Annotated in this window: 26 protein-coding genes; 10 read left to right on the top strand and 16 right to left on the bottom strand. The window is 33.8% G+C overall.

Going from position 1 to position 25,500, the window contains the following annotated elements:
- Positions 1-1,533 (bottom strand): T9SS type A sorting domain-containing protein, encoded by a 1,533-nt coding sequence (locus NG806_RS01970; protein WP_261511750.1) that lies wholly within the window; start codon positions 1,531-1,533, stop codon positions 1-3.
- Positions 1,534-1,846: 313 nt separating this feature from the next.
- On the opposite strand from NG806_RS01970, the gene NG806_RS01965 reads away from it, so the two are divergent.
- On the top strand, positions 1,847-3,025 hold the full coding sequence (locus NG806_RS01965; protein ID WP_261511749.1) for an NUMOD4 domain-containing protein: 1,179 nt from the start codon (positions 1,847-1,849) through the stop codon (positions 3,023-3,025).
- Positions 3,026-3,185: 160 nt separating this feature from the next.
- On the opposite strand, the gene NG806_RS01960 is transcribed toward NG806_RS01965, so the two are convergent.
- Positions 3,186-3,338 (bottom strand): hypothetical protein, encoded by a 153-nt coding sequence (locus NG806_RS01960; RefSeq protein WP_261511748.1) that lies wholly within the window; start codon positions 3,336-3,338, stop codon positions 3,186-3,188.
- Positions 3,339-3,504: 166 nt separating this feature from the next.
- Between NG806_RS01960 and NG806_RS01955 the strand changes: the two genes are divergently transcribed.
- Positions 3,505-4,317 carry a hypothetical protein gene (locus NG806_RS01955; protein ID WP_261511747.1) on the top strand — a complete coding sequence of 271 codons (813 nt, stop codon included), beginning with the start codon at positions 3,505-3,507 and terminating at the stop codon, positions 4,315-4,317.
- Between the two features lie 775 nt (positions 4,318-5,092).
- Here the strand turns inward: NG806_RS01955 and NG806_RS01950 are convergent.
- Both NG806_RS01950 and NG806_RS01945 read right to left on the bottom strand, forming a co-directional pair.
- A complete protein-coding gene (locus tag NG806_RS01950) occupies positions 5,093-5,923 on the bottom strand; it encodes a helix-turn-helix domain-containing protein (protein ID WP_261511746.1) in 831 nt (276 codons plus the stop codon).
- A gap of 1,121 nt (positions 5,924-7,044) precedes the next feature.
- Entirely contained in the window at positions 7,045-7,887 is an 843-nt protein-coding gene (locus NG806_RS01945) for a helix-turn-helix domain-containing protein (RefSeq protein WP_261511745.1), read from the bottom strand.
- 157 nt (positions 7,888-8,044) lie between these two features.
- Between NG806_RS01945 and moaA the strand changes: the two genes are divergently transcribed.
- Genes moaA through NG806_RS01920 form a run of 5 tightly spaced genes read left to right on the top strand, consistent with a single transcriptional unit; the run spans position 8,045 to position 12,368 of the window.
- On the top strand, positions 8,045-9,031 hold the full coding sequence (moaA, locus tag NG806_RS01940) for a GTP 3',8-cyclase MoaA (RefSeq protein ID WP_261511744.1): 987 nt from the start codon (positions 8,045-8,047) through the stop codon (positions 9,029-9,031).
- A gap of 8 nt (positions 9,032-9,039) precedes the next feature.
- Complete coding sequence (locus tag NG806_RS01935) at positions 9,040-10,233, top strand: molybdopterin molybdotransferase MoeA (RefSeq protein WP_261511743.1); 1,194 nt, start codon at positions 9,040-9,042, stop codon at positions 10,231-10,233.
- Between the two features lie 8 nt (positions 10,234-10,241).
- A complete protein-coding gene (moaC, locus tag NG806_RS01930) occupies positions 10,242-10,718 on the top strand; it encodes a cyclic pyranopterin monophosphate synthase MoaC (RefSeq protein WP_261511742.1) in 477 nt (158 codons plus the stop codon).
- Positions 10,699-11,301, top strand: a complete 603-nt coding sequence (locus tag NG806_RS01925) for an NTP transferase domain-containing protein (protein ID WP_261511741.1) — start codon at positions 10,699-10,701, stop codon at positions 11,299-11,301. The genes moaC and NG806_RS01925 overlap by 20 nt, the downstream gene beginning before the upstream one ends.
- A 23-nt stretch (positions 11,302-11,324) precedes the next feature.
- Entirely contained in the window at positions 11,325-12,368 is a 1,044-nt protein-coding gene (locus tag NG806_RS01920; RefSeq protein ID WP_261511740.1) for a HesA/MoeB/ThiF family protein, read from the top strand.
- A 55-nt stretch (positions 12,369-12,423) separates the two neighbouring features.
- Here NG806_RS01920 and NG806_RS01915 read toward each other — a convergent pair whose 3' ends face one another.
- The 12 genes from NG806_RS01915 to NG806_RS01860 form a co-directional block, all read right to left on the bottom strand.
- Positions 12,424-13,341 (bottom strand): bestrophin family protein, encoded by a 918-nt coding sequence (locus NG806_RS01915; protein WP_261511739.1) that lies wholly within the window; start codon positions 13,339-13,341, stop codon positions 12,424-12,426.
- 23 nt (positions 13,342-13,364) lie between these two features.
- Positions 13,365-13,853, bottom strand: coding sequence for a molybdopterin-binding protein (locus NG806_RS01910; RefSeq protein ID WP_261511738.1), 489 nt, complete (start codon positions 13,851-13,853; stop codon positions 13,365-13,367).
- Between the two features lie 35 nt (positions 13,854-13,888).
- The gene (locus NG806_RS01905; protein WP_261511737.1) at positions 13,889-16,285 is read right to left on the bottom strand and encodes an FdhF/YdeP family oxidoreductase; all 2,397 of its coding nucleotides are present in this window, start codon (positions 16,283-16,285) and stop codon (positions 13,889-13,891) included.
- A gap of 27 nt (positions 16,286-16,312) precedes the next feature.
- A complete protein-coding gene (locus NG806_RS01900) occupies positions 16,313-16,663 on the bottom strand; it encodes a DUF7009 family protein (protein WP_261511736.1) in 351 nt (116 codons plus the stop codon).
- Positions 16,660-17,535 carry a formate dehydrogenase accessory sulfurtransferase FdhD gene (gene fdhD / locus NG806_RS01895; RefSeq protein WP_261511735.1) on the bottom strand — a complete coding sequence of 292 codons (876 nt, stop codon included), beginning with the start codon at positions 17,533-17,535 and terminating at the stop codon, positions 16,660-16,662. Before fdhD ends, NG806_RS01900 begins: the two co-directional genes overlap by 4 nt.
- Positions 17,536-17,580: 45 nt before the next feature.
- Complete coding sequence (locus NG806_RS01890) at positions 17,581-17,997, bottom strand: molybdenum cofactor biosynthesis protein MoaE (protein ID WP_261511734.1); 417 nt, start codon at positions 17,995-17,997, stop codon at positions 17,581-17,583.
- Between the two features lie 10 nt (positions 17,998-18,007).
- The gene (locus NG806_RS01885) at positions 18,008-18,250 is read right to left on the bottom strand and encodes a MoaD/ThiS family protein (protein WP_261511733.1); all 243 of its coding nucleotides are present in this window, start codon (positions 18,248-18,250) and stop codon (positions 18,008-18,010) included.
- Between the two features lie 16 nt (positions 18,251-18,266).
- The gene (locus NG806_RS01880) at positions 18,267-19,016 is read right to left on the bottom strand and encodes a sulfite exporter TauE/SafE family protein (protein WP_261511732.1); all 750 of its coding nucleotides are present in this window, start codon (positions 19,014-19,016) and stop codon (positions 18,267-18,269) included.
- Positions 19,017-19,432: 416 nt separating this feature from the next.
- A complete protein-coding gene (locus NG806_RS01875) occupies positions 19,433-19,726 on the bottom strand; it encodes a hypothetical protein (RefSeq protein WP_261511731.1) in 294 nt (97 codons plus the stop codon).
- 105 nt (positions 19,727-19,831) lie between these two features.
- Positions 19,832-20,005 (bottom strand): hypothetical protein, encoded by a 174-nt coding sequence (locus tag NG806_RS01870; RefSeq protein WP_261511730.1) that lies wholly within the window; start codon positions 20,003-20,005, stop codon positions 19,832-19,834.
- A 171-nt stretch (positions 20,006-20,176) separates the two neighbouring features.
- On the bottom strand, positions 20,177-20,467 hold the full coding sequence (locus NG806_RS01865) for a hypothetical protein (RefSeq protein WP_261511729.1): 291 nt from the start codon (positions 20,465-20,467) through the stop codon (positions 20,177-20,179).
- A 538-nt stretch (positions 20,468-21,005) separates the two neighbouring features.
- Positions 21,006-21,869, bottom strand: coding sequence for a helix-turn-helix domain-containing protein (locus NG806_RS01860; protein WP_261511728.1), 864 nt, complete (start codon positions 21,867-21,869; stop codon positions 21,006-21,008).
- Positions 21,870-22,327: 458 nt separating this feature from the next.
- Here NG806_RS01860 and NG806_RS01855 point away from each other — a divergent pair, with 458 nt between their 5' ends.
- From NG806_RS01855 to NG806_RS01845, 3 genes are all read left to right on the top strand, one after another.
- Positions 22,328-23,251, top strand: a complete 924-nt coding sequence (locus tag NG806_RS01855; RefSeq protein ID WP_261513157.1) for a Dyp-type peroxidase — start codon at positions 22,328-22,330, stop codon at positions 23,249-23,251.
- A 45-nt stretch (positions 23,252-23,296) separates the two neighbouring features.
- Entirely contained in the window at positions 23,297-23,776 is a 480-nt protein-coding gene (locus NG806_RS01850) for a VOC family protein (RefSeq protein WP_261511727.1), read from the top strand.
- Between the two features lie 604 nt (positions 23,777-24,380).
- Positions 24,381-25,244 (top strand): helix-turn-helix domain-containing protein, encoded by an 864-nt coding sequence (locus NG806_RS01845; protein ID WP_261511726.1) that lies wholly within the window; start codon positions 24,381-24,383, stop codon positions 25,242-25,244.
- The last annotated feature ends 256 nt before the right edge of the window (positions 25,245-25,500 follow it).

Below are 25,500 nucleotides of genomic sequence, written 5' to 3'. Positions count from 1 at the left end.
CTACCTTTTAATAATTTTAGCATTCGCCGTTTTATTAGTATCCGTTTTGATAACAATAAGATAAGCTCCCTGTATCAATGGCTGTGTATTGATCTTTGTTACCTTATTCTTCGTCTTCAAACTCTGCAATTGTCTCCCACTCATATCATACAAAGTAATATCAGCTTCTTTGAAATCATATCCAATTTCTACATAAGCATACTCTGACACAGGGTTAGGATAGATCTTGATATCTTGTTTCTCTATTAACTGATCCAATTGTTTATCACCCAATTTCACGATCTTCCAGTTCTCCTTTCCTAATTCCTCAGCACTTGTTCCTGCCAAGATGATTGAACCATCTCTGTTGAGCTTAATATCAGATAACCTTTCCTCTCTCTTTCTGGATTTCCCTTCCACATGTTTCCTCCACTGTTCATTTCCGTTTTGATCCAGATATAGCATCCAGAATTTCTCATCATCAGCTTCTATTCTTCCTTCGGCCTGGGTATAGCCACCTAATAAAATTCCTTTTGTTTTATCATCCGCAGAATGAATTGCGCTCATTCCCATAAGGATATCTCTATTCTTAAAATTGTAAGATTTCTGCCACTGCTCCTCTCCTCTTTCATTTAAAGAGATTAACCATACATCAGTTCCTTCTTCAATCCCAACTGTTTTATTTCCTGAGCGTTCAGAACGACTTTCACCTCCAATAATATATCCGTTTGAAGTTAAAGCAAGTGTTCTTAAATGATCATCACCTTTTCCTCCAAAATTCTTTTCCCATTCTACTTTTCCTGATTTGTCCAATTTGACAATCCAATAGTCTCCTTCTCCAAAGTTTTCAGTTTGTTTTGAACCTCCAGTACTGCTTCTGGAATAGATTCCTAACAAAGCTCCACCGTCACGGGTTGGAATCATCTTTTCAACTTCATCCAGCCCTTTTCCGCCTAAAACCAGTTGTGATAGTTCTTTTCCGTTTTTATCAAGTTTGATGATTAAAATATCTTTTGAGCCATAACCTTTAGTTGAGTTTTGAACATTTCCAGCAACAAAAAATCCTAAATCCGTTGTTTGAATAACAGCTCTGGCTTCTTCATCAGAAGAAGTTCCTAAAGTTTTCTGCCACAATTCATCACCAAATTCATTGATTCTAATGAGCCAAATATCTGATCCACCCTTAGAATCTTCTTTTTTATCCAGACCTTTTCCTGAATACGAGGTACCTCCCAAAAGCGATCCTCCATCCTGAGTAGTCACTGTAGAGGATAAATAATCATGATTATTTCCTGCAAAGTATTTCTCCCAAACCTGGTCGCCCTGCTGGTTTAGTTTCACCAAGTGAAAATCGTATCCATTGTTTTGTTTATCTTCAGTTTTAGAAGCCTGAATAGCGCTTCCAGTAATTAAATACTGCTGATCTATGGTTGTCGTAACCTGGCTTAGAAAATCCTGAGTACTGGATTTGATATTCTTTTCCCAGACTATCTCCTGTGCTGAGAGGCCTAGGCTTATGCATAAAGTACATGCACCCATGTAGAGTTTTTTCATCTGTTTATGTTTTATATTTTTAGTTTTATTTATATTGATTTAAAACCTTGCAAATTTAACTTTTTTTTAGCATTTGTTAATTTTATGTTAAAATAATTTAATATGAATTTCATCATGCTTAATTATTCATTCACAAACCACTACTCCTTATCCCATTGCAAAAGTAGTACACCAAAGCGCCAAAACATGTCGCATAAAATCTAACTTGTCCTTAAACAATGTCAGGTCTTTTTTTAATAGTTAAAGTTTTATAATTTTGCCCTATTATAGCCTTTACGGTACATATATAGTTATTCATTTGCAAAGAATTTTCATGAAAATACCTATTGAACTAGAAGACCAATATGTAAAAAACGTCCTTTACAATATTTCCCTTCTAAACCTTCCGGGTGAAGAGTGGAAGCCTATTGAAAATTTTGAAAACTATGCGATTTCCAACTATGGCCGTGTGAAAAGCCTTGAACGTTGGATTACATCACTAAACGGGAAAGAGCGGAAAGCACCGGATCGGATTATGAAGTTACAGTTCATGAAATTTTTCAACAAATATCTGAATGAGAACTTTTATAATATCACTTGTCTGTTATCATCGGAAGGAAGAAGATCCCGAAAGTCAGTGCCACGTTTGGTGTATCATCATTTTGTTGAAAAACTGGATTCGGGAATTGAGCCTTTTCTTATCTCATTTAAAGATGGCAACCGGTTTCACCTGCATGCTGACAATCTGGAGAAACTCTCCATCAGCGAGGATCGCTTTAAAAGAGTTAGGGAAAATAGAGTTAGAAATAGTCAAAACGATCACGAAAGGGCTATTAGTCAATATACTGTTGAAGGTGAATTGATAGGTACATTTGAAAATATTGGTGCTGCGAATGATACTCTTAGCATTGGTGACAGGAACATTCTCTATGCATTAAACAAGGAACGTCTTACGGCAGGAGGATATAGATGGTTTTTTAAAGATTACACCCCTAAAAAAGAAGATTTTATAATTTCCACAGAAAGCAAGTCGGATTCTTCAGGTAAATTACTCAATAAGTCACTCTGGGAAAAGTTGGGTAAACCACCCATTGACAAGAACAGCCCGCCAGCATGCATGAACCTGTCGCTTAACGATCTTCCCAGGGAACATTGGAAACCGGTAACCGGTCTTGAAAATGGATATTTAATTTCCAATAAAGGAAGGGTAAAGCGCCTTGGTAGCTGGACTACCAGCAAAAATAAAAGCTTTTGGAAAGAAAGGATCATGTCCATTAATCTTAGAAATAAATATGGTAGCCATAACCCTTATTTTTACATCCTGTTAAACCGTAAAGGCCAGAAGATCCTATTATCGATATCACGACTGCTTTATTACTCTTTTGTAAAAGAATTTGACATGAATGATAAAACATTGGTCATAGTTAATGAAAATGAACCTCGATGGAATCTCGATGTATCAAAGCTTAAATTAAAAACCAGAATTTCTTTACTTAAAGGAAAAAGCCTGTAATAAAAAACAAATGGTACTAAGAGTTAAGATACTTATGGTAACTTATCAATTAAAAGTTTTAGGAATCAGTTTTTTCAAATGCATGTATTCAAGAAATAAAACAACTCTTCTTTCAGTACTTCTAAAGAAATTTCATCATATACTGACATTGATTTGATTATTAGATTACATGAACTTCTTCTTTAAAATTATATTTTTTTGATAAATATTTAGAAAATTCATCAACGAACAATCCATATTCTTCTCTTTCCTTACCAGCAACATAACCTGCAACCATAAAATAAAAGACATCTATTTCTTGAATAAAAAACATTTTTTGGTCTTTTAATTAAAAATTTAATAAACTCAATCATTATTTTATTTATATTTGATTCAACATAAAGTGATTCTTTCACTAGAAGTTGCAATTATGTTAAGACAGATCCTCATTTCTCGGTTTCAAAGAATATTTTTTTAATACTAACAAAAAAAAATTCATTATGAAACAGAAATTCATTTACTACCTAATCCTTTTGCTAGGTAATTGTACTTTATTATTCAGCCAAGTTGGAATTCAGACCACAAACCCACAAGGAGTTTTTAATATTGATGCAGCCAAAGATAACCCATCAACTGGAGTGCCGTCAGCAGCACAGCAGGCCAACGACATAACAGTTACATTCACTGGTAACATGGGTATTGGTACCACAGCACCTACTAATAAACTTCATATCAATGGAACTGATCCATTACGTTTGCAAGGAGTTTCGGCTGGGAATACAACTACAGATCATCTTGTTGTAATCGACTCTACTGGTGTTATAAGGAACATTGGTACATTGGGAGGACTATCTATTCCTAACCCAGCAGTTTTCCGATTAGAAAATGCGCAAACTAATTTTCTACAGGCACAGGGTGCGGGTGGATCGCAGCTGGTTCCTATGTCTGTTGTTAAAAATACGATTCCTGGAATGAGTTATGATACAAGCACTAGTACGATTACATTCCCCCCAGGAACATATCAGATTACTTTTGTGTATGAAGCAACCCATAATGCTACAGGATGTACTATCAGTTCATACTTTGTAGATTTCCCTCTCAATGATACAACTTCAAGAGTTCATAGTACTGCAGCACATTCACAAGGAGCATTATCTAATCATGGAGGAACGATCACATATGCCACGACCATTCCCGCCAATAGAACTTGGAAAATAGCTCTAGGAAGAGGACAATCAGGCAACTGTTCTGGAGCAGGTATGCAGTTGGCTGCAAGATCTACTCAGGTACTCGTCTTTCGAATTGGTGACTAATTCTTTACAAAATCTTACATCAAGTATTCATAGATTTCTACGAAAAATTAGAATAAGAGCACCGGCTTATGTCGGTGTTTTGCTATTTATAAATGATTACTTATAAGTTTATAATATAAAGTAACCAATCAAAAGTCTGGCATTATAAAATTCTATATATTCAATGGTATTATCTTGGCAAAGACACTTCCTCATATAGTAGCTTATCATCTTCCCTTAACTTTCTACGATTAAAAAGCATAATATCATCTCAGATGATATTGCAGATTCCTTTCAGCGTATTGGCAAAAATTCTATGACAGCAACGATCTTTGAACAATTTGACCATCTAAATTTAAACCGAATTATTAAGAATAAGATTTCGATTGTTTAATAAATTAGAATAAATACAATAATATTCTGAATGATTTGAATATACTTTAATCAAAAAGAGAACATTAATTTGTACTGGTATTCTTGAAACAGAGTGAGGATCTGTTTTTGATATTATTCCGGCGATATAATTTGGTTCAGCTTATTATTTTTCGCCGGAATTTTTATTCTATTGCAACTTTTTAAGTTTTTCAGCTCCATGTAGTATTAAAAGATGTTCTAGCTAAATCCCAGTAAAAATATAAATTCCTAAGCAATGGTTTATTATACTTTGTTATGATTTCACTTGTAGCCTTTTCCCGGACACTATAATTTAAGTGCTGTCAGAAATTGAAAACAACTTGCTTTTATGAGATTTTAAAGTACTATGCGAAGTCGATCTTCGTCTGATACTTTTAAATTCTTATTCACGAAACTTGGTGGGATACAACCCTGTATTTCCCTTAAAGTATGAAGAAAATGATGAAATGCTATAGAAACCCAGATTGAAAGCAATCTCTTTGACTGTTTGGTTAGAACCCTTTAGAAGCCGCTTTGCTTCCAGAATAATCCTTGCATCAATAAGCTCCTTTGCAGTAATTCCCAATGTGCTTTTTGTAAGAATATTTAAGTAATTGGGGGTTACTGGTAATTTTTCCGCATAGAACGCTACTGCTTTTGACTCAACAAAATTCACTTCAATCAATTCAATAAAACTCAAAATAATTGGGTTTCTTCTGTTCGTCACTATTGTATCCCGCTCTGCGTCATCAATACACATATTAATAAATGAGAAAATTATTTCTACCCTAAAGCTTATTACATCCCAGTTGACAGGCTCTTCTCCAAACTCTTCTTGGATCATTTTAAACTCGCGTGACAGCTTTTTGCTGATTTCTATTGGAATATCCAGAACAGGAAATTTATTGGGAAGTAAAGAAGAAAATCTTGAATTGTATAGCCGCTTCTCTATAAACTCTTTAGATAAAATCAACTTATGTCCTCTAGCTCCTATCTCTGTTTTCCAGGAATGAATTTGTCCAGGAAATGAGATATGTACCTGGTTATCTTTCTCTTCGTACTCAACGAAGTCAATAAAATGATTACCAGAGGCTTTTTCAAAAAATATAAAAACATAACTATCTGGTGCTCTAAAACCAGAAATCTCACTTTCACCAGCTAAAGGAAAATACGTAACATGATCTTTAATCTGAGCTTCAAACTCTAAATCCTTCTCAATAAACTTGCTATTCATTTATTACTATTACACTTTTATTTCACTTTACTAATTCAACATCCATACCTTTCAATAATTATGATAAAAAAAAAAATAAAAATCGAAAGCATTTGAATACTTTAAGATAATAATCAGGTATTAATATGAAATGAGACAAAATACCTATAAAGCCTGTGGGTGCCCCCTAATTAACTAGCAAGAGATGTTGCTTAACAAGATGACTTAGAATTTAGTGTACTTAATTATGAATTACAGAAGGATTATTAACTAACTAAATAGACATTCATTATTTCATATCATCTGGGATATACTTTCGTTATTAATAGTTTATTTTTTGGAATGAATTGACCAAATAATTGAATAAAAAAGGTAATATTAATAAGTTTTGATCAAGTTATATTTGTATTTTCATATATATTTCATTTTAAGTCCTCAAGTCTAATAGCTACCGTAAATGATGGTTTTGGTAGTCCATTTTCCAGGTAGCTGTTACGACTTTTTGCCCTTATTCAGGTAGCAGCATCTTTTTGAATAATCTATATAAATACTACCATAAACCTACTAATTCTTATCAAATCTTGTATGGATCGAATCTCTACTACGTTATATATTTTTTTAAAAATGCTGGACAAACGGTATGTATTTCGGAATTTGAATGATATCAAATTCAATATAATCTTCTTGTGTAGATTTCTTAATTCTTATAATCCTGTTATAAAATACACAAGTAATTGAATAATTGAGACTTTACTAAAGACAAATTTGATCGTAATTTTGTAAACAGTCAATTTGTTACTAGCTTGAATAGCCCGGTTGTCAGCAGAAAATTTAATGGTTTTATAATTGTTTGACAACTGTGGCTTTCTTCACTTATCATAATTTCTGATTATAAATCCAACAAGCAATTTAATGAAAGAATTAGCTACTTCCGGTATGTCGTTCTCAGATATACATATAAAAAAAGTTATAATTTCACTCCCACTAATGTTTTTTTACCAGTACTTTTTTTTTCAAGTTATTACTGGCAAAACAACAAGACCATCAAATAAAACTTCAATTCTTTTAGAGTTTGAACGACAAAACAAGGGATTATGTCATTCAAACTCTAAAAGATATGTCCCTTTCTATGTCTAATAAATTTAACTTTTTCTCATAGTCATTCTATAACTCTTGGGAGTCCAACCTGTTTGTGTTCTGAAAAAATATGAAAAATGAGATAAATTATTAAATCCGAGATCAAAGGCTATTTCTTTAATTGATTTATTTGAACTATGTAATAATTTCTTTGCTTCCAATAATATTCTTTGTCTTATAAACTCCAATGGAGATATTTTATATTGTTTTCTGCACAAAACTCCTAGATAATTGGGAGTAATGCATAGCTCGTTAGCATAAAAGGCAACACCTTTTTGCGTTTTGTAATAGATTTCAACAAGTTCATGGAAACGGAAAGCAGGATTATTGTAATCACTCAATGCAGATTTTCCATACATCTGCTCTATCCAAAGATTAATCATCAGCGCCAAAAGTCTCACCCTTGCATTAATAAGTTCTGGAAATACAACTTCTGAATCTATTTCTTTACGAATCGCATCAAACTCCATACTGAATTTTTCATAAGCTTCTTCGTTTGACTGGATCATTTCGTATTTACTATGAGGAGAAAAAGTATGTTTTAATGTCGGAGAAAATGTTTCAAGAATAGAGTCATTAATGATCAACCTTCTACCACTCGAACGCATAGGCAGCTCCCATATATATTTCCTTTTAGGAAGATGGACAAATAATTGTTTGGAATTTAAAGCATAAGTATCAATATCCGTAATACAATTACCATCAATACATTCATCTAAAATAATGATTGTGAAAGAATTATCAGGAAAACGATTAAGCTCGGAAGAACTTATTTCACCCTGATAAATAACATCAATATCTTTTTTATCCTCTCTTTTTAATACAGCTAAATTACTCTTTTGTTGCATCACTTATTTAATGTCCGATAAAGTTACTTAATTCGATATTAATACTCATCTATATCCGGAATTGTGAAATAAATATTGTCTATTATCTGCAAGTATAGAATTATCCCTTTGAAAGGGAAACATTCAGTATATTTGTAATAGGACTTATTCTATTTAAATGTTGACAGATAAATTTGGAAGGAACATCAATTATCTAAGGCTTGCTATTGTAGACCGGTGTAATCTGCGTTGTACATATTGCATGCCGGAAAATGGTCTTACCTGGATTAAGCAAAATGAATTAATGACTGATGAAGAAATGCTCAGAATCTGCTCGGTATTTACAGAAATGGGAGTAAATAAAATCAGGATAACGGGAGGAGAACCTTTTGTTAGAAAAAATAGTATTGAACTTATCCGAAATATATCACAATTAGACGGACTTACTGACATCAGTATAACCACCAATGGTCTTCTTACAGAACCCTATATTCCTCAACTGAAAAAATATGGAATAAAATCTATCAACCTAAGTCTTGATACACTTGATAAGAAACGCTTTTTCAAAATTACAAGAAGAAATAGTCTTGATAAGGTTATGAAAACTTTAGATAGCTTATTACAGCATGATATAAAAGTAAAAATCAACACGGTGGTCATGGAAGGGGAAAATACTGAGGATATTATTCCCTTGGTAATGCTTACAAAAGATCTTCCAGTAGATGTCCGCTTTATTGAAGAAATGCCTTTTAACGGTAGCAAAACTGATATTTCCCTGAAATGGAATTTCACGCAAATTTACAACTATATAAAAGAATTTTTTCCTGAAATCCAAAAGGCAGACGATCCTAAAAGTTCAACGTCATACAACTATAAAATTCCGGGCTTTAAAGGAGATATAGGGATAATTGCAGCTTATACCCGTTCATTTTGTGGGGACTGCAACAGGATCAGAATCACTCCTTCCGGTATTCTCAGAACCTGTTTATATGAAGGAACCGGTGTAAATCTGAAAGACGAAATCCGTATGGGAAGATCAAATGAAGAGCTGAAAAATATAATTATCAACAGTGTACACAAAAAACCGAAAGACGGTTGGGAAGCTCAAAAATCAAGTCTGACCGCATCACAAATACATCAGTCAATGGCAACAATAGGAGGATAATTATGCATATGATCAGTGTAAAGCAGGCAGAAGAAATTATCTTTTCCCAGGTCATAAACTTCGGAACAGAAGAAATTTTCTATGAAAATGCCTCAGGAAGAATTTTAGCTGAAAATATTTTGGCCGATCGCGATTTGCCGCCATTTGACAGGTCGACGGTGGATGGAATTGCGATCAGTTCTAAATCCTATGAAAAAGGAGTGCGTGACTTTACCATTAAAGCTGTGCAAGCAGCGGGAGAAGCTCCGGTTTCTATTAATGAAGAAAATGATTGTGTTGAAATTATGACCGGAGCAGCATTGCATTCTTCAATGGACATTGTAATTCGTTATGAAGATATTTTTATAAATAATAATGTCGCAAGTATTAATATCGATGTTAAAAAAGGACAGAATATCCATCTGAAAGGAAGGGATAAAAAAACAGGAGAAACATTGGTAGAAGCCGATCATGTAATAACGCCATCTATTCTGGGGATTGCTGTGTCAGTCGGAAAAACATTTTTAACAGTAAAAAGGCTTCCCAAGATAGCCATTATTTCCACAGGAGATGAAATGGTGTCACCTGAAACTATTCCTACTCCATTTCAGCTAAGACGTTCCAATGGAATTACTATAAAATCAGTTTTGGAAAAATACAGGATCAATGCTGATTGGCTACATTGGAATGATGACTTTGAATTAATAAAGAAGGAACTTTCCCACTGCATTGACAATTATGATGTTTTACTGATGAGTGGTGGGGTTTCTATGGGAAAATTCGATTATCTACCCAAAGCCTGCGAAGAGCTGGGAATAGAAAAGCTTTTTCATAAAATAAAGCAAAGACCGGGAAAACCGTTCTGGTTTGGAAAAAGCCAAAACGAAAAATTGGTTTTCGCATTCCCGGGAAATCCAGTATCCGTATTTATGTGCCTATATAGGTATTTTGTTCCTTGGCTGGAGAAATCTTTGGAGATTCCGGAAACAACACAGTATGCTGTTCTACAAAATGATATAAATTTTCCTTTTTCGTTACAATATTTTGCACAGGTAAAACTCAGCGTGAATCAATCGGGACAATTAATTGCAGAATCTGTAAATACCAACGGTTCCGGAGATTTCTCCCATCTTGCAGAAACCAATGCATTCATAGAGCTTCCCTTGGAAAAAAATGCGTTTAAAAAAGGCGAAGTGTATAAAATCTGGAAATATAATTTTTAATTTTACTCATGACGAATTTTTCACATCTTAATAAAAAGGAACTGCCAGGTATGGTCAATGTGGGTAGTAAAAAAATTACCCACCGAAAAGCAATTGCCAAAGCCATTGTAATACTTCCTGAAAATATTCTGAAAGCGCTTCAAAAAGATGACTTTAAAACTAAAAAAGGCTCTGTTTTCCAAACCGCCATCATTGCAGGAATAATGGCAGCAAAAAAAACAGATGACCTGATTCCTCTTTGCCATCCTATTGGTATGGATAACTGTGAAATAGATATTGAAATCAACTCTCAAAACGAAATTGAAATCTATTGTACTGTTGAGATTGAAGCTAAAACAGGTATCGAAATGGAAGCTTTGACAGGTGTATCTATTGCCGCACTTACCATTTATGATATGTGCAAAGCAATGAGTCATGATATTATGATAAAAGAAATAAAACTCATCGAAAAATCAGGAGGAAAAAATGATTTCAAAAGAGACTGATTTTCCCCAATTAAATGGATTGGTGCTGGCAGGAGGAAAAAGCCAGCGAATGGGAAATCCTAAAGATAAAATCAACTGGCATGGCAAAGAGCAGCGGTATTATGCAGCTGATCTTTTAGTTCCATTTTGTGACAAGGTATTTATTTCCTGCAGACAAGACCAGCTGGAAAATTTTGATATGGATTACAATGCCCTGACTGATACTTTTCTAAATATGGGGCCTTTTGGAGGAATACTTTCAGCATTGCGTTCTCAGAGAGATAAAGCATGGCTGGTGGTAGCCTGTGATCTTCCTTTGCTGGATAAAAGTGCATTAGAGTTTCTAATACAATCCAGAAACCCGGAAAAAGCAGCAACAACATATGAAAGTCCCTTTGACGGTTTACCGGAGCCACTGATCACCATCTGGGAACCTAAAAGCTATTCTTTGCTCCTGAATTTTTTAGGATCAGGAAATACCTGTCCGAGGAAAGTTCTGATCAACAGTGACACACTAATCCTGAAACCCACTAACCCGGATTCTTTAATGAATGTGAATACTCCTGAAGATATGGCAAAAGCACAGGAGATTTTAAAAAAGTAGATTGTAATTGAAGACTGAAATATATGAATAACCCACTTGAACGTTATCATTGCCAGATGGCTTTACCCGGATTTGGGGCTTCCTCTCAGGAACTACTCAAAAATGCCAAAGTTCTGATAGTAGGCATGGGAGGGCTTGGCTGCCCTTCGGCACAATATCTTGCTTCGTCAGGTATAGGAACAATTGGGCTTGCAGATGATGATATAGTCTCTGAAAGTAATCTGCATCGCCAGATCCTATATACCTCTAATGATATCGGAACCTATAAAGTGGATGTGGCAGTAAAAAAACTGCAACAACAAAATCCTTACATTTCCATAATTCCTTACAACCTGAGGGTTAATTCCTCCAATGTTATGGATTTGATTTCGGAATTTGATTTGGTTATTGAAGGAACAGATAATTTCGAAACAAAATGCTTATTGAATGACGCCTGTGTATTGACAGGAAAGCCTTTAATTTATGGCGCTATTTATCAATATGAAGGCCAAGTAAGCATCTGGAATGTTTTACAGGAAGACGGTACTTACTCGCCCAATTATCGTGATATTTTTCCGAATGCGGAAGAATCACAGGTTCCCAACTGCAGAGAAGGCGGTGTAATCCCTACACTGGCAGGAATTGTTGGATGTATGCAGGCTAATGAAGCTATAAAATATTTTACAAATCCCGAAGATTCATTGGCAGGAAAACTCTGGATGATGAATGTTCTGAATGGTAGTACCCAAATTATTAAATTAAGAAAAACTTCTATGCAAATTACAAGTTTACCTCAGACTATTGAGACCATTACATTTGAACTGCTGATACAGGAAAAAGATCGTTTTGAAATCATAGATGTTCGTACACCAAAAGAGCATGAACAGTTCAATATTGGAGGAATCAATATTCCTCTAGAAGAATTACAGGATCATCTACATTATATTTCTAGCAGTTCAGACTCTATTGTATTATATTGTAAATCCGGGAAACGCAGTGCAGAAGCGGTGAGAAAAATTAAAAACATTTTTCCTGAAAAAGAAGTGTTTTCTTTAAAAGACGGCATTCCAAAAACATATTATCAATAATAATATTTTCTTACTTTATAACAATTAAAAAGTAATAATCATCTTCTCTTAAAAGTTAATCAATAATATTCTGAGTTATTTTTTGAGAAATGGTAATATTCTCTCCCACCATCTCGTGAATGGTCTCATCAATCATAATGCACATGTTGTTAAGAGCTAAATCATTCGCATCTGTTCCAAATGGCTCTTCAATTTCATCAGCTATTGCTTCAAATGCAACAAATGTATAGGCTACAAATACAACAATAAGAGGAGTAAACCATCCAAGCGAATCTACAAGACCGAAAGGTAACAAAAAACAATAAATATACACCGTCCGATGCAACAGAACACGGTAACTGTAAGGAATCGGGGTAGAAATTAATCTTTCACAACCTCCCAAAATATCAGAAAGCTTATCAAAATTTTCATCGAAACGAGCCTGTTGGATAGAATCTAAACAACTTTCATCTTTTGCTCTCTGAACCCATTCTGCAAGCAGCCGCATAATAACTGCCGGCTTATACTTTGATACTGCAACAACTCTCAGTTGGTCTTCATTAAGCTTAAATTTTAAATCTTCATAAGCATCTGTTCCTCTAAGTTGATGTTTCAAAGCAAAAACAAAGGCACTAAGCAACTGAACAAAGTCGTGAACAGACACGCTATCATTCTTTATATGGCTCAGAGTCATTGCCTGACGAGTCAATGCACGTGCAGTATTCAACAAGGTACCCCATAATTTTCGTCCTTCCCAGAACCTATCGTAGCTGGCGTTGTTCCTGAATCCAAGGAATAAGGCCAATACAAAACCGAACAGCGTGAGTGGAGCAGGATTTAACGGAACTTTAAACGAAAGAATTATTCCATGAAAATAGGTCACCAATAAAGAAAGAATCAAAAGTAATCCCAAACGGGGAAGCAGTGCCGGCAGAACAGAGCCATGCCAAACAAAAAGCATTCTGAACCAGTGTTCTTTTTTTCTTATGATCATTATTAAATGATAATTATTTGTAATTATTTTTTTACTGATCCAATGACAAGCTCCGTAACCTGATAACTGCTGCGAGCAGGCTTATTTTCTCCCTCAGCGATGATACGTAACGGACCTTTTTCTACCGATAAAGGTTTTCCATCTACAATATCAGCAATAATGACATTCTTATCCTGAATAGAGGAATCCAGTTCTGCAAGTGAAAATAAAACCTGGTAACCGTCAGAACATTTTATCAGCACATATTTTGAAAAATTTTCTGCTCCATGAAGCGCTTTTCCAGATGGAACGTCTGCCTTTTCCAAAACTTCCATGATCGGAACTCCACTGAAAGTATGAGAGTTCCCCTCTTTATCCTTTAATATAGCTTCTTTTCGGGACATTTTCAAAAGATCGGATAAACTCAATTCCAAAGGATGAGCAACTTCTCCCGAAACCTTTAGTTTGAAATTAGTTTGTGCTGGTACCAAACTGCAAAAAGAAAATATAATAACAAAAAAAAAGTTCCTCATGATTATTATTTATTTAAGTAATATATACTTTACAGTTATTCAAGGCTTGTTCCGGCGGCTGCAATTACATGGTCGTCAATCTTTTTAAAAATGTTGGGACTGTGCTTTCGGATTTTGATACGAACATACTTAGAAGCCGGCATATTGGCTCCATTTACCACATTATTAATAGATACCAAAACATTAGTTTCCGGAAAATAAGTCATCGTACTTTTCTGCGGAATAGGATATTTTACTACAATAAAAAGTGGTGCGATTCTTTCGATTCCATCATCATAATTGAAAAGGTCTACATGATCACCCTCTTTGAGACCAGCCTTTTCGATATCTTTTTCATTCATCATGACAACCCTTCTTTCATTGAAAATCCCACGGTAACGATCATTCAAACCATAAACAACCGTATTGAACTGATCATGTGTTCTGGTCGTCCCCATCAGATATTCGTCATCTGCAAGCGAATTATCCGGTACAGCTGTTATATTGAAAGCAGCTTTTCCCGGGTAAAATTCACTATTGAAAATACCATCTCTTGGTCCATTCGGAAGATAGAAGCCACCTTTCTGTACTACTCTGTCATTATATTTTTCAAATCCGGGGATACATTGTTCAATATCATTACGAACGGCATCATAACTGTTGATAAACTTATCCCAATTCACTACTGAACGTTCCCCCAAAACCGCTTTTGCCATTCTGCAGGCAACATGTGTTTCATTAATCAGATGTTTGGAAATAGGTTCGAGAACCCCTCTTGACCATTCCACAACTCCCATTGAATTTTCCGTGCTTACGTGCTGAAGCTCTCCATTAATTATATCTTTCTCACTTCTGGAGATTACTGGTAAGATCAGAGCTTCTTTCCCATGTATAAGATGATTTCTGTTTAATTTTACAGAAACAATCACAGACATTTCCAGATTGCGCATCGCTTCTGCTGTAAACGTTGTATCAGGTGCTGCAGAAAGAAAATTACCTCCCATACAGAACATAAATTTCACTTTACTTTCATGCATCGCTTTAATCGCATTTACAACATCATAACCCCCATTTCTCGGTACTTCAAAGCCATAATACTCCTGAAGCTTATCTAATTGCTCAGTTGTAGGATGATGATTAATAAGTAATGTTCGGTTTCCTTGCACATTACTATGACCACGAACAGGACAAACTCCTCCCCCCTGAATTCCTATACTTCCCTTCATCAACAGGAGATTCACGATATTATAAATCATTTCCACTCCGTTATGCTGCTGAGTGATTCCCATTCCCCAACAAATGATAATACGTTTTTTTGAGGCAATCATTTGCGCCGCTTCCCGAAGATTTTCAATCGGAATTCCACATTCTTCCGATAAATAATCGAGGTCATACAATTTTAATTCTTCAACCAATTCATTGAAACCCTCAGTTTTATTAGCGATAAAATCCTGGTCAAGAACTTTTCCCGGATTTTTTGTTTCTTCTTCCAAAACGAGAATTTGCAGTGCTTTTAAAAGCGCCATATCTCCATTGATCTTGACAGGAAGATATAAATCTGACAATTCATAAGGCTTATTAAGCAGGGCACGAACCTCCTGAGGATTTCTGAAACCTTTCAATCCGGCTTCGGGAAGTGGATTAACAGCCATAATTTTTGCTCCGTTTTTCTTTCCTCTAGATAATGCAGAAAGCATTCTAGGTGAGTTGGTTCCTGGATTCTGACCTATAATAATGATAAGATCTGTATCATAGAAATCTTCTAGCTTTACTGTCCCTTTCCCAATACCTATACTTCTGGAAAGTGCATAACCGGAAGTCTCGTGGCACATGTTGGAACAGTCTGGAAAATTATTGGTTCCGAATTCACGTGCAAACAACTGATACACCCAGGTTGCTTCGTTGCTTGTTCTGCCTGAAGTATAAAATATGGCTTCGTTGGGAGAATCAAGAGTGTTTAGTTTTTGAGAAATTTTTGAAAAGGCATCATCCCAACTTATCGGCTGGTAATGGGTTCCTCCTTGCGGCAGATACATAGGTTCTGCAATTCTTCCCAACTGACTGATTTCAAAATCTGTTAATTTTGCTAAATCATACACTGAATTTTCTCTGAAAAATGCTGCATCTATTTTTTTTGAGGTAGCTTCTTCTGCTAAGGCCTTTGCTCCGTTTTCACAGTATTCACCCAATCTGGAACGTTCATCATCCGGGTCGGGCCATGCACAGCTTGGGCAATCGAATCCGTCAAACTGATTCATACTGAAAAGAGCCCTTCCTCCACGAAGAACAGAGGCATTGAGAACCAACTGGTCCAATGAATGGATAACAGCAGGAATACCAGCTGCCCAGGCTTTTGGTGGTTTCAGTTTCAAATCCAGCAATTTATATGGAGGTTCTGCAGAAGGTAATCTACTGCCTTCTTTTATTTTATCAAATGAATCTTTGTTTTCCATGATTTCTAAATTTTTAAAAATGAAAAATTAGCATTTTAAATTAGGGTTGGGATAATTGTCACTTTGATCTTCCAGCGTATTATCAATGCATACAAAATCCTTTTCTATTAAAATTTTCACCAATCCGACTTGTCCGTCAAAGCCAACTCTGTCTGTGGAAATCCACTCATTTATCATAGTTTTAGACATTTTCAGTACAATTCTGTTTTCGATGAAAGCTGCTGAAAGCTCTTCGTCCTCCGTTCTTTCGATAGAATAAATAAACGGACGGTCTACAAATTCTGTAAAGCTTGAGATACTTCCGTTTTTTCCTAATTCTGCAACTTCGGATTGGGTTAGGCGGAATCTTATTGAGTTGTCTTTAATTCTTATTTTCATAACAAATTTTCAATTTTAAAATGGCTGCCGGAATGGTAAATATTAAACCTGATATCCCGAAGAAAGCCTAATAAAGTGATATCAAATTCTTTTGCCAAGTCTACCGCAAGGCTAGATGGTGCTCCTATTGCTGCAACAATGGAAATTCCTGCCATTGCTGCTTTCTGAATGAGTTCAAAACTGGCTCTTCCACTTAAAACTAAAATTTTATCGTTAAGAGGAAGCAAATCTGCAGATAGTGCATATCCTATAAGTTTATCTAATGCGTTATGTCTTCCGACATCCTCACGTAGCGCCAGAAGATTGCCTTCCGAATCAAATATACCGGAAGCATGTATACCGCCAGTAGCGCTGAAATTATTCTGAAAAGACTGTAATTTTTCGGATAATTGATACAGAGTTTCAAGAGAGATATCTGTCTTTCCTTTTTTATGGTTATGAAATGAACTTACTGTCCGTATGGATTCTATGGATACTTTTCCACATACACCGCAGCTGGAGGTTGTATAAAAATTCCTATCAGCCTTCATAAGTTCAGGAACAAAACCTTCTGTAAGCTCAACAGTGACAATATTTTCACTGTTTCTTGAACATTCTACTTCTGCAAAATATATGTTTTTAACCTGTTGGCGGCTGGAAACAATTCCTTCTGTAAATAGAAAACCGACAGCAAGCTCTGCATCATTTCCCGGAGTTCGCATAGTCACAGATATACTTTTAAACTCTTTTTTATCTCCTGCATAATAAGAAACCCTAATCTCCAAAGGTTCTTCTACAGAAACATCATCCATATAAGGAAAACTGCTGTTGGCCTTAACTTTGACAATTTCTATCTGTTTTACAGACTTATTTAATAACAGATGAGTTTTCATAATTTAATAGCTGTATAGTAAAGGTACAAAATTTTGTTCCTTAAATTACGGGTGTGCAGAAACCCATTCTTCTCCATTCTCAAAAATTTCTTTTTTCCAGATGGGAACGGTTTTTTTAACATTTTCGATCATATAGCTACACGCATCAAAAACAGAATCCCTGTGACCATCGCTCACTACTAATATAATGGCTGTATCCCCAGGAAACAAAATTCCAGTACGGTGATGAACTACAATATTTTTTACTGAAAATAAAGAAATGGCTTTATCCGCTATTTTTTGTATTTCCTTAACTGCCATAGATTCATAACATTCATATTCCAGATGAATGACAGATTTACCTTTGGTATGATTTCTTACTGTTCCTATAAATGATGCTATCCCTCCGCACGCAGGATCCGAAGCAAGTGTAAAACAATCAGTAAGATCCAGTATATTTTCTGTTATTTTTATATCAATCATATCTATTCTATTATCCGCCGCTTACCGGCGGGATTATTGCTATTTCGTTAGAAATTGCTACTACCTGATCGTCCTCCGCATATTCATCGTCAACGGCAATAAAATAAGATTTTAATTTTTTCAGCTCCGGGAAATCTTCTTCCAAAAGCTCTTTTAGTGCTTTAATATTTGCACCTTCGTTTATTTCTATTTCTTTTTCTGAAGTTCCGAAAATATCTTTCGTTATTCCGAATGCTAATATCTTAAGTATCATTTTTAACTTTATCTTATTACCAATATTTTATTAAAACGTTTATCCCGGCTACCAAAACCAAGACAGCAGTCATTCTTTTGATGACCAAAGGATTCCATTTTAGGGACATCCTTGAACCTATCTGTCCCCCAATGAATACGGCAAAACATAAACTCAGAATTCTGAAATAATCCATATCCGCAGACAGTTTGGATAATTGTCCGAAAATCCCTGATATTGAATTTACCAATATGAAAACACTTGATGTTGCTGCAATCTTTCGTGGGGTATCCCATTTCATAAGGTTTAATAGAGGTGAAAGAAAAATTCCGCCACCAATGCCAACCAATCCTGATAAAAATCCTATTCCACCTCCTAAAAATCCGTTTTTGAAGAGAGAGGTTTCTGTATGTTCTGATGGGTCTTCTCCATTTTTTGATTCTGTCCTTATCCACAGCAACAATGCCGCAATAATTAAAGTAATACCCAATATCAGAAAAAAAGTTTCCTGGCTTATTTTTAAAACAGCTCCAAGGTATGCCATAGGAACACTTACAATCGTAAGCGGCAGTATTTTCTTCCAGTCAGTCTGCTTATTTCTGATGTAAATAAATGCACCTCCTACTACCACAATAACATTACAAATAAGTGCCATTAAGCGTATTTCTTGGTAAGGAAGGTTATACATTGCCAAAACTGCTAGATAACTGGACCCACCACCAAACCCAACAGAAGAATAAATAAAAGCGATGATTAAAAAAAACACAAAGATCTCCCAATACCCCATATATTTTTGCAGAAATTAATTTTCTTACAATAATACTCATTTTTAAGCCGTCATATGGAGTTATAGTAAAAAGTTTCTGTAGTAATTTGTGAGAATAATATTCTGAATTGTTTATCTTATAGATAAAAGTAACAAGCAAGTCAAATACCTTGATATTAAAATGGATGATGATGTAATATCGCACTTGCTAACATTGGTAATGAGCTCAAGGCTGTGCGTAACAAAATGCCTTTTTAAAATAAATGTTTACTAACATGTCAATACAATATTAAATAGAACTTACTTCTTAAAGGTTTTAAAATTTTGGATACTCCCATCTTCCATTATTAAATTAATATTATACCATAATCATTATAGTGTACCGTAACCAATAATATCTAATACCGTGTCTATTGCAAGCCAACCAAATGATGCCCTTATTCCTGTAGAGTCTCTCGCAAAGACAAAAACTTGAAGATTAACGTTATAAGATCCAGAAGCCAATACAACTGACTCGATGAGTTCAATTGATAAATGTGATAAATGCCCATAGCATAGAAATTTCCACTATTTGAAAAAGCTGCTCCTTGCCTTGTAAACAGGTAATTATTAAAACTTCCCACATTTAATATCAGATTGAATCCATAGTTTTTTGATGCTCCATCTGTAAGATTTGAATCGTTCGCAATTAAGATCTCTGATGCAGGTACAGAAACTCTAAATGTGACCAATGACCTTTCTTTGACAGTAAATGTACGAGTCAACAGTGTTGATCCGCCTGTATTATTATTTGCTGCGCTTACTGTTATCGCTGCACCTGATGGGCATTCACTCCATTAGCACCAGCAGTGCATTATCAAACACCTCACCCATTCACCATCACTTCCTTTGGAAGAGTCAAAGCTATAATACCCTTTCCGTAGTACATTTCTGGTTCTTGCAGTTGTAGAAGAACCATCAAGCTCATCAGTCACATAGATGATAGTACCATTCTGTTCAACTGTATACATGTCGTCCTTATTTTTCAGTTCACTACCGGTTATTCTAGGAGCAATAAGCACATCTGATACATTTTTTTAGTAGGTTCTCTAGTAACGTCAAGTATTGCTTATCAATTTCTAGAAAGGAAATAGTTATGAAATTGAAATAAACAGCATTAATAATTATATAGACAAATATCTTTATGTATAACTGAGCATTTGTATTTCCTTCCCTTGCTTGATAGCAACCAGTTTGAATAAAACATTTTGATCTAAATTGTCTAAGGCAAATATAAATATTTTATAATAGGAATTATTTAAAGAAGATTCTCTGTATATAGTTACAGGTATCTCAATACCATCAATTAATAAAAATTTAGATTTTCCAAAATCAACTTGCTGTTCAAAATTATTTTTCAGAATTGTTGTGATGGCTAAAGTTCTATCTGATTTTACAACTAAGACACTATTTACTATTAAATCCAAGGGCATATTACAACATTTAATTTTATGGTAATTGGATATGAATTGGATATGAATTTTATATAAACATCATATCTTAATTTCAACTCCTACACACCTATTTTATTTTTATTGATATTATAATTTATATTATAAGGTTCTTACAGAGAGTTATAAGTCTCTGTAAACACCATGTAATACAGCCTCTAAATTATGAATATGATGTGATTTTTTTTAGCTCTATTTATCTGAATTCTTTTCTATATTATCTCAATTATACTATATTATCTCAAAAAGCGTCAGAAATCCCATAAAACAGCATATATGTTAAATAAAAAATTAATGACTAAAAACCTTTACCATATAAAGAGTATGGGTAAACAAGCTGATATTCTTTTAAAGTAAAAAATATAAAAAAAGGGAGTAATCTACTTACAAAGGAGTGAAATTGAAATGTAGTTTTACATATGACAAAATATCCTTGATACACATTGGCCAAAAGTGCATTGGAAACATGAATACTTATAATAGCAATGCTTTTAGATTACTCAAAGATACCAATGAGATCTTAGTTAATTTTTTGCATTAACTTTCTATACTCTTTAGGACCTATACCAGTATGTGATCTAAATAATGAAGAAAAATAAGCAAGATTTTCATACCCAAGGCTGTAGGCAATCTCTTTGATAGACATATTTGTACTATGAAGTAGCTTTTTTGCATCTAGCAGAATCCTTTCATGAATAAAGGCTAAAGGTGACATATTATATTGTTTTCTGCATAAAATTCCAAGATAATTGGGAGTTATACATAATTCATTCGCGTAAAAGGCAACGGATTTCTCCGTCTTGTAATGCCTATCCACCAATGCATGAAATTTATGTGGGAGACTGTTGTGATTAACTACTTTCTGACCATATCGGTGAGAAATCAATAAATGAACAATTAATGCAATCAGTCTAGCTCTCGCATTTATTAGCTCAGGAAATACCAAACTGGATTCAATTTCTTTTTTTATTGCATTGAACTCTGTACTGAGTTTTTGGTAAGCGTCTGTATCCAGATTTAGGCTTATATAGTCATTAGCAGAAGAAAATGTATGTCTTATAGGTAAAGTAAATGATTCCATTAGAATATTATTGATCAAAAGCCGCCTTCCAAAAGAATTACGACGGAGATCCCAAACAATCTTCTCATCCGGAAGATGAATAAATACTTGTTTTGATTCAACCTTGTAGGTATTTGCATTTGTATGGCAATCTCCCGAGCAATGATCCAATAAAACAATCGTAAAAGATCTTTCAGGAAAAGAATTAAGTTGGGCCGAATCCACAAAATCTTCATAAATCACAAAAGAATGTTCTTTAGAATCCTCCAATAAAGAAGTTTTTGAAATTGAATTAACAGAAGATGCATTTTTCTTATTACTCATTTATTCATTCATTTTATTATATTCAATTATCATTTATTTAGATATAACCCTCTGATTTTAACCAGTATAGTTGAAATGATATTTTTGTTAAATTACCTCCAGAACACTATATAAATAATAAATTTAAATACTATATGAAATTATTACGTATCCATTTTATTTGAATTAAGATTAATCTAAAGTATTTTAAAAACACAATAATAGGAATATAATAAAATGAGTACAATAGAAAATATATTACATATCGTGAATTAACTTACCCATTTTATAATTTTTTCAGGATTTAAATAAATTACATAGTCATCATTTAGTAAATTTGAGGAATAGCCTATTTGACAAGCTTTAAACTAAGCTGCTGTACTCGCTTTACTTTAGTAATAATTACATTATAGCTATACTTATTGCTGGACTGAACAAAAAGATTTTTTTAATTTTAACTTACACATAATAAACAAATGATGAAATATCAAGCGCAGAATGTTACAGACTATCCTAATGATAATACCTATTTCTTAGTATGGAATTTTAAACCTAATGTTGATGTAGTAAATATTTTTAAAAGAATATGTGCATTAATAACAAATATAAATAATTCTGCCCTTGATCGCTTTCCTGATTCAAGATCAAGCTGTACTTTAGGTATAAGCTATGATGCATGGGTTAAATTGAGTTTATGCCAACCACTCCCAAAAGAACTTAAACCCTTTAATGAGATTAAAGGGAGCAAGCATACCGCACCAGCTACTCCTGGAGATCTCCATTTTCATATCCGTTCCGATAAAAAAAGCTATGCCTATGACATATCGACCATTATTTCAGACTTTTTAAGAGCTTATGCCGATTGCATTGTTGAAGTACATGGTTTTCGGTACTGGGATGGAAGGTCCATACTTGGCTTTGTTGATGGCACAGAAAATCCTCACGGAGAAGACCGTAGCTATTTCTCCGTGATTGATGATACTGATCCAGTGTACAAAGGTGGCAGCTATCTTTTTGTTCAAAAATATATCCATAATATGAATGCATGGAAAAATCTTTCTGTTAAAGAACAGGAAAATGTGATTGGACGCTCAAAAGAGAATGACATTGAAATGGATGATACTTCTAAGCCATCTAACTCGCACATTGCTCTTGCCAATATTGGTGATGACTTTAAAATCGTACGGGATAATATGCCATTTGGAAATACAACAACAAATGAGATGGGTACTTATTTTTTGGCATATGCCAGTACATTTTCAACAATTGAAAAAATGCTTGAAAATATGTTCGTAGGAAATCCACCAGGGAATTATGATAGAATACTTGACTTTAGTACTGCAAAAACCGGCACCCTTTTTTTTGTTCCTTCACTGGAAATGCTAGATCGTTTTTCAAATTAGCATAATTCTTATTGATGCACCTAATAAAGAAAGTATTAAAACCAAATGCAAAATAAAATGAGAACAGCAGGTATTTATCTGAGTTTTGATGGCAATTGTGAACAAGCATTCAATTATTACAAATCTATTTTTGGAGGAGATTTTGGTCAAATAATACGTTTCAGGGATATTAAAAATAATATCTCAAATTTCGATTCCTGCAATGAGTGCGATAAGATCGTATTCATTTCACTATTCATTGGTAGTTCCGTACTCATTGGTTGTGATATCCAGGACAAATGGGTAAATCCCATGATTAAAGGCAATAATTTTTCCGTTTCCGTTTCTGACTCAACTATATCAGGTACTAAAGGATTATTTGATAAACTAGCTGAAAAAGGTCAAATACTTATTCCTCCCTCTTATACTTTATGGAATGATTATCTGGGTATGGTCATCGACCCATTTGGAATTAATTGGATGATTATTTATGATAAGAACCTAAAAAAAAGACATGCTTCTTTTGATTTATTTTCCGCCAATTAACAATAATATAGCTCTAAAATAAAAAGGCCTTTTCTTTACAGAATAGGCCTTAAAAAACTTTATGATGAAAAAAATTATTTAAAAATATAAATTAACAACACCAATTTATATAGCTAAATAATTAAAGCAAATCTATTAAATGTAACTATTCTTTGTTAGTACAAACTATTCAATTAGTTGTGCAAAAAATGAAATTTCATAATCAGTTACCTATTTATAAAGTTTCAGCCAGTAACTTAAAAATTCATTCTAAACATTAGTGTGACAAAACTTCACGGCATTTTAAAAACCTTCCTTTTTCCACATGCAAAATGTAAAGATCTTTTATCAGTCAGTCCAAAGATATGAGCTTTTGAGTATTGGAATAATTTAATAAACCTTTTAAATAATATTAAGTACACTGCAAATCATTATGCGATTTAAATTTGTTAAGTAATTAATCAGAGCACTACTTGACAGTTTTTGCTTATGATATTATCAATGATTCATATTGCCATGCTATAATTTTAAACACGATTCTATATAATATTAAATGATGAATACAAGGCTTTACATATTTCCCCTGTAAAGTCTTGTTTTTTATCCCAAATTATATAACATACAAATGGATACTAAAAAGAAAACAAAAAAAAGCCAAAAACTATCAACTCTTCTAGGGCTAAATACTGAAATAAAAGATTCGCTATTTTCCGTTGGAGATATTTGTATGGATAAAAAAATATCTCGGGCATTCTTTCAATTGATACTTATCGAAAAAGGAGAAGGTATCCATTTAATTGATAGTAAAAAATTTCCTGTTAATGATTACCAAATCCATTTCATATTTCCAAATGTTACACACCAATTAAATCTTGTTGGAGAGCATGAAATTTTTCATATTGAGATCAATGAAAACATTATTGAAAAGTTTAGTAATTACATGATGTTTCCTTTTTCATTTTATCGGGAAAACCCAGTATTTAACTTAAGTGAGGATAATTTCCACAGAATTCTATATGAATTAATAAACGTTGAAAAAACAATGAAAAGCAATATTGATTTCTGGGAAGTTATCTACGGTAGAATAAGGATAATTACTTTAATGATTAGTAAGGAAGCTTGCCGGTTATACATGAAAAAAAACAATAATACTGCTTCTTCTCTTATGGCAAATTTCATTACTTTGATGCTTACTCACTACAAACAGGAAAGAAGCATAAAATTCTATGCAGATAAGCTTTTCATATCCCCTAATTACCTGAATATTCTATGCAAAAGACAATTTGGTAAAACCGCAACATCTATCATAATTAATGAAATCCTTCTTGAAGTAAAAAGAACCTTGATGACATCAGATAAGTCAATAAAAGAACTGGTGTATGACTATAACTTCCAAAGTATGTCTTCATTTTCAAGTTTCTTTAAAAAGCATACGGGATTATCTCCGAGAGATTTTGTCATCCAGAACCAGAATATTAAATTGTTCTAAACATAGATGTTCATATCAATCAGAAAATTTTCAATAAGTTCATTTACCTGTGCTCAAATGACATTATTAGAAAAGAAAGTTTAGGAGTTACATTCCCATACTATCACATACTGTGTTTTCCCTATCAATTTTCACTAATAATTATAATTCACGCAACTTATTAAATATTTAGATAAAGTCTAAAACTACATGAAGAAGTAACTTTATTGTCGATTACTAACGTGATACCTTGCTATGTATTAATATTAATAAATAT

The organism is Chryseobacterium paludis (assembly GCF_025403485.1).
Lineage (GTDB): Bacteria > Bacteroidota > Bacteroidia > Flavobacteriales > Weeksellaceae > Chryseobacterium > Chryseobacterium paludis.
The sequence above is the reverse complement of the archived record's forward strand: the minus strand, read 5'-3'. Positions and strand labels throughout refer to the sequence as shown.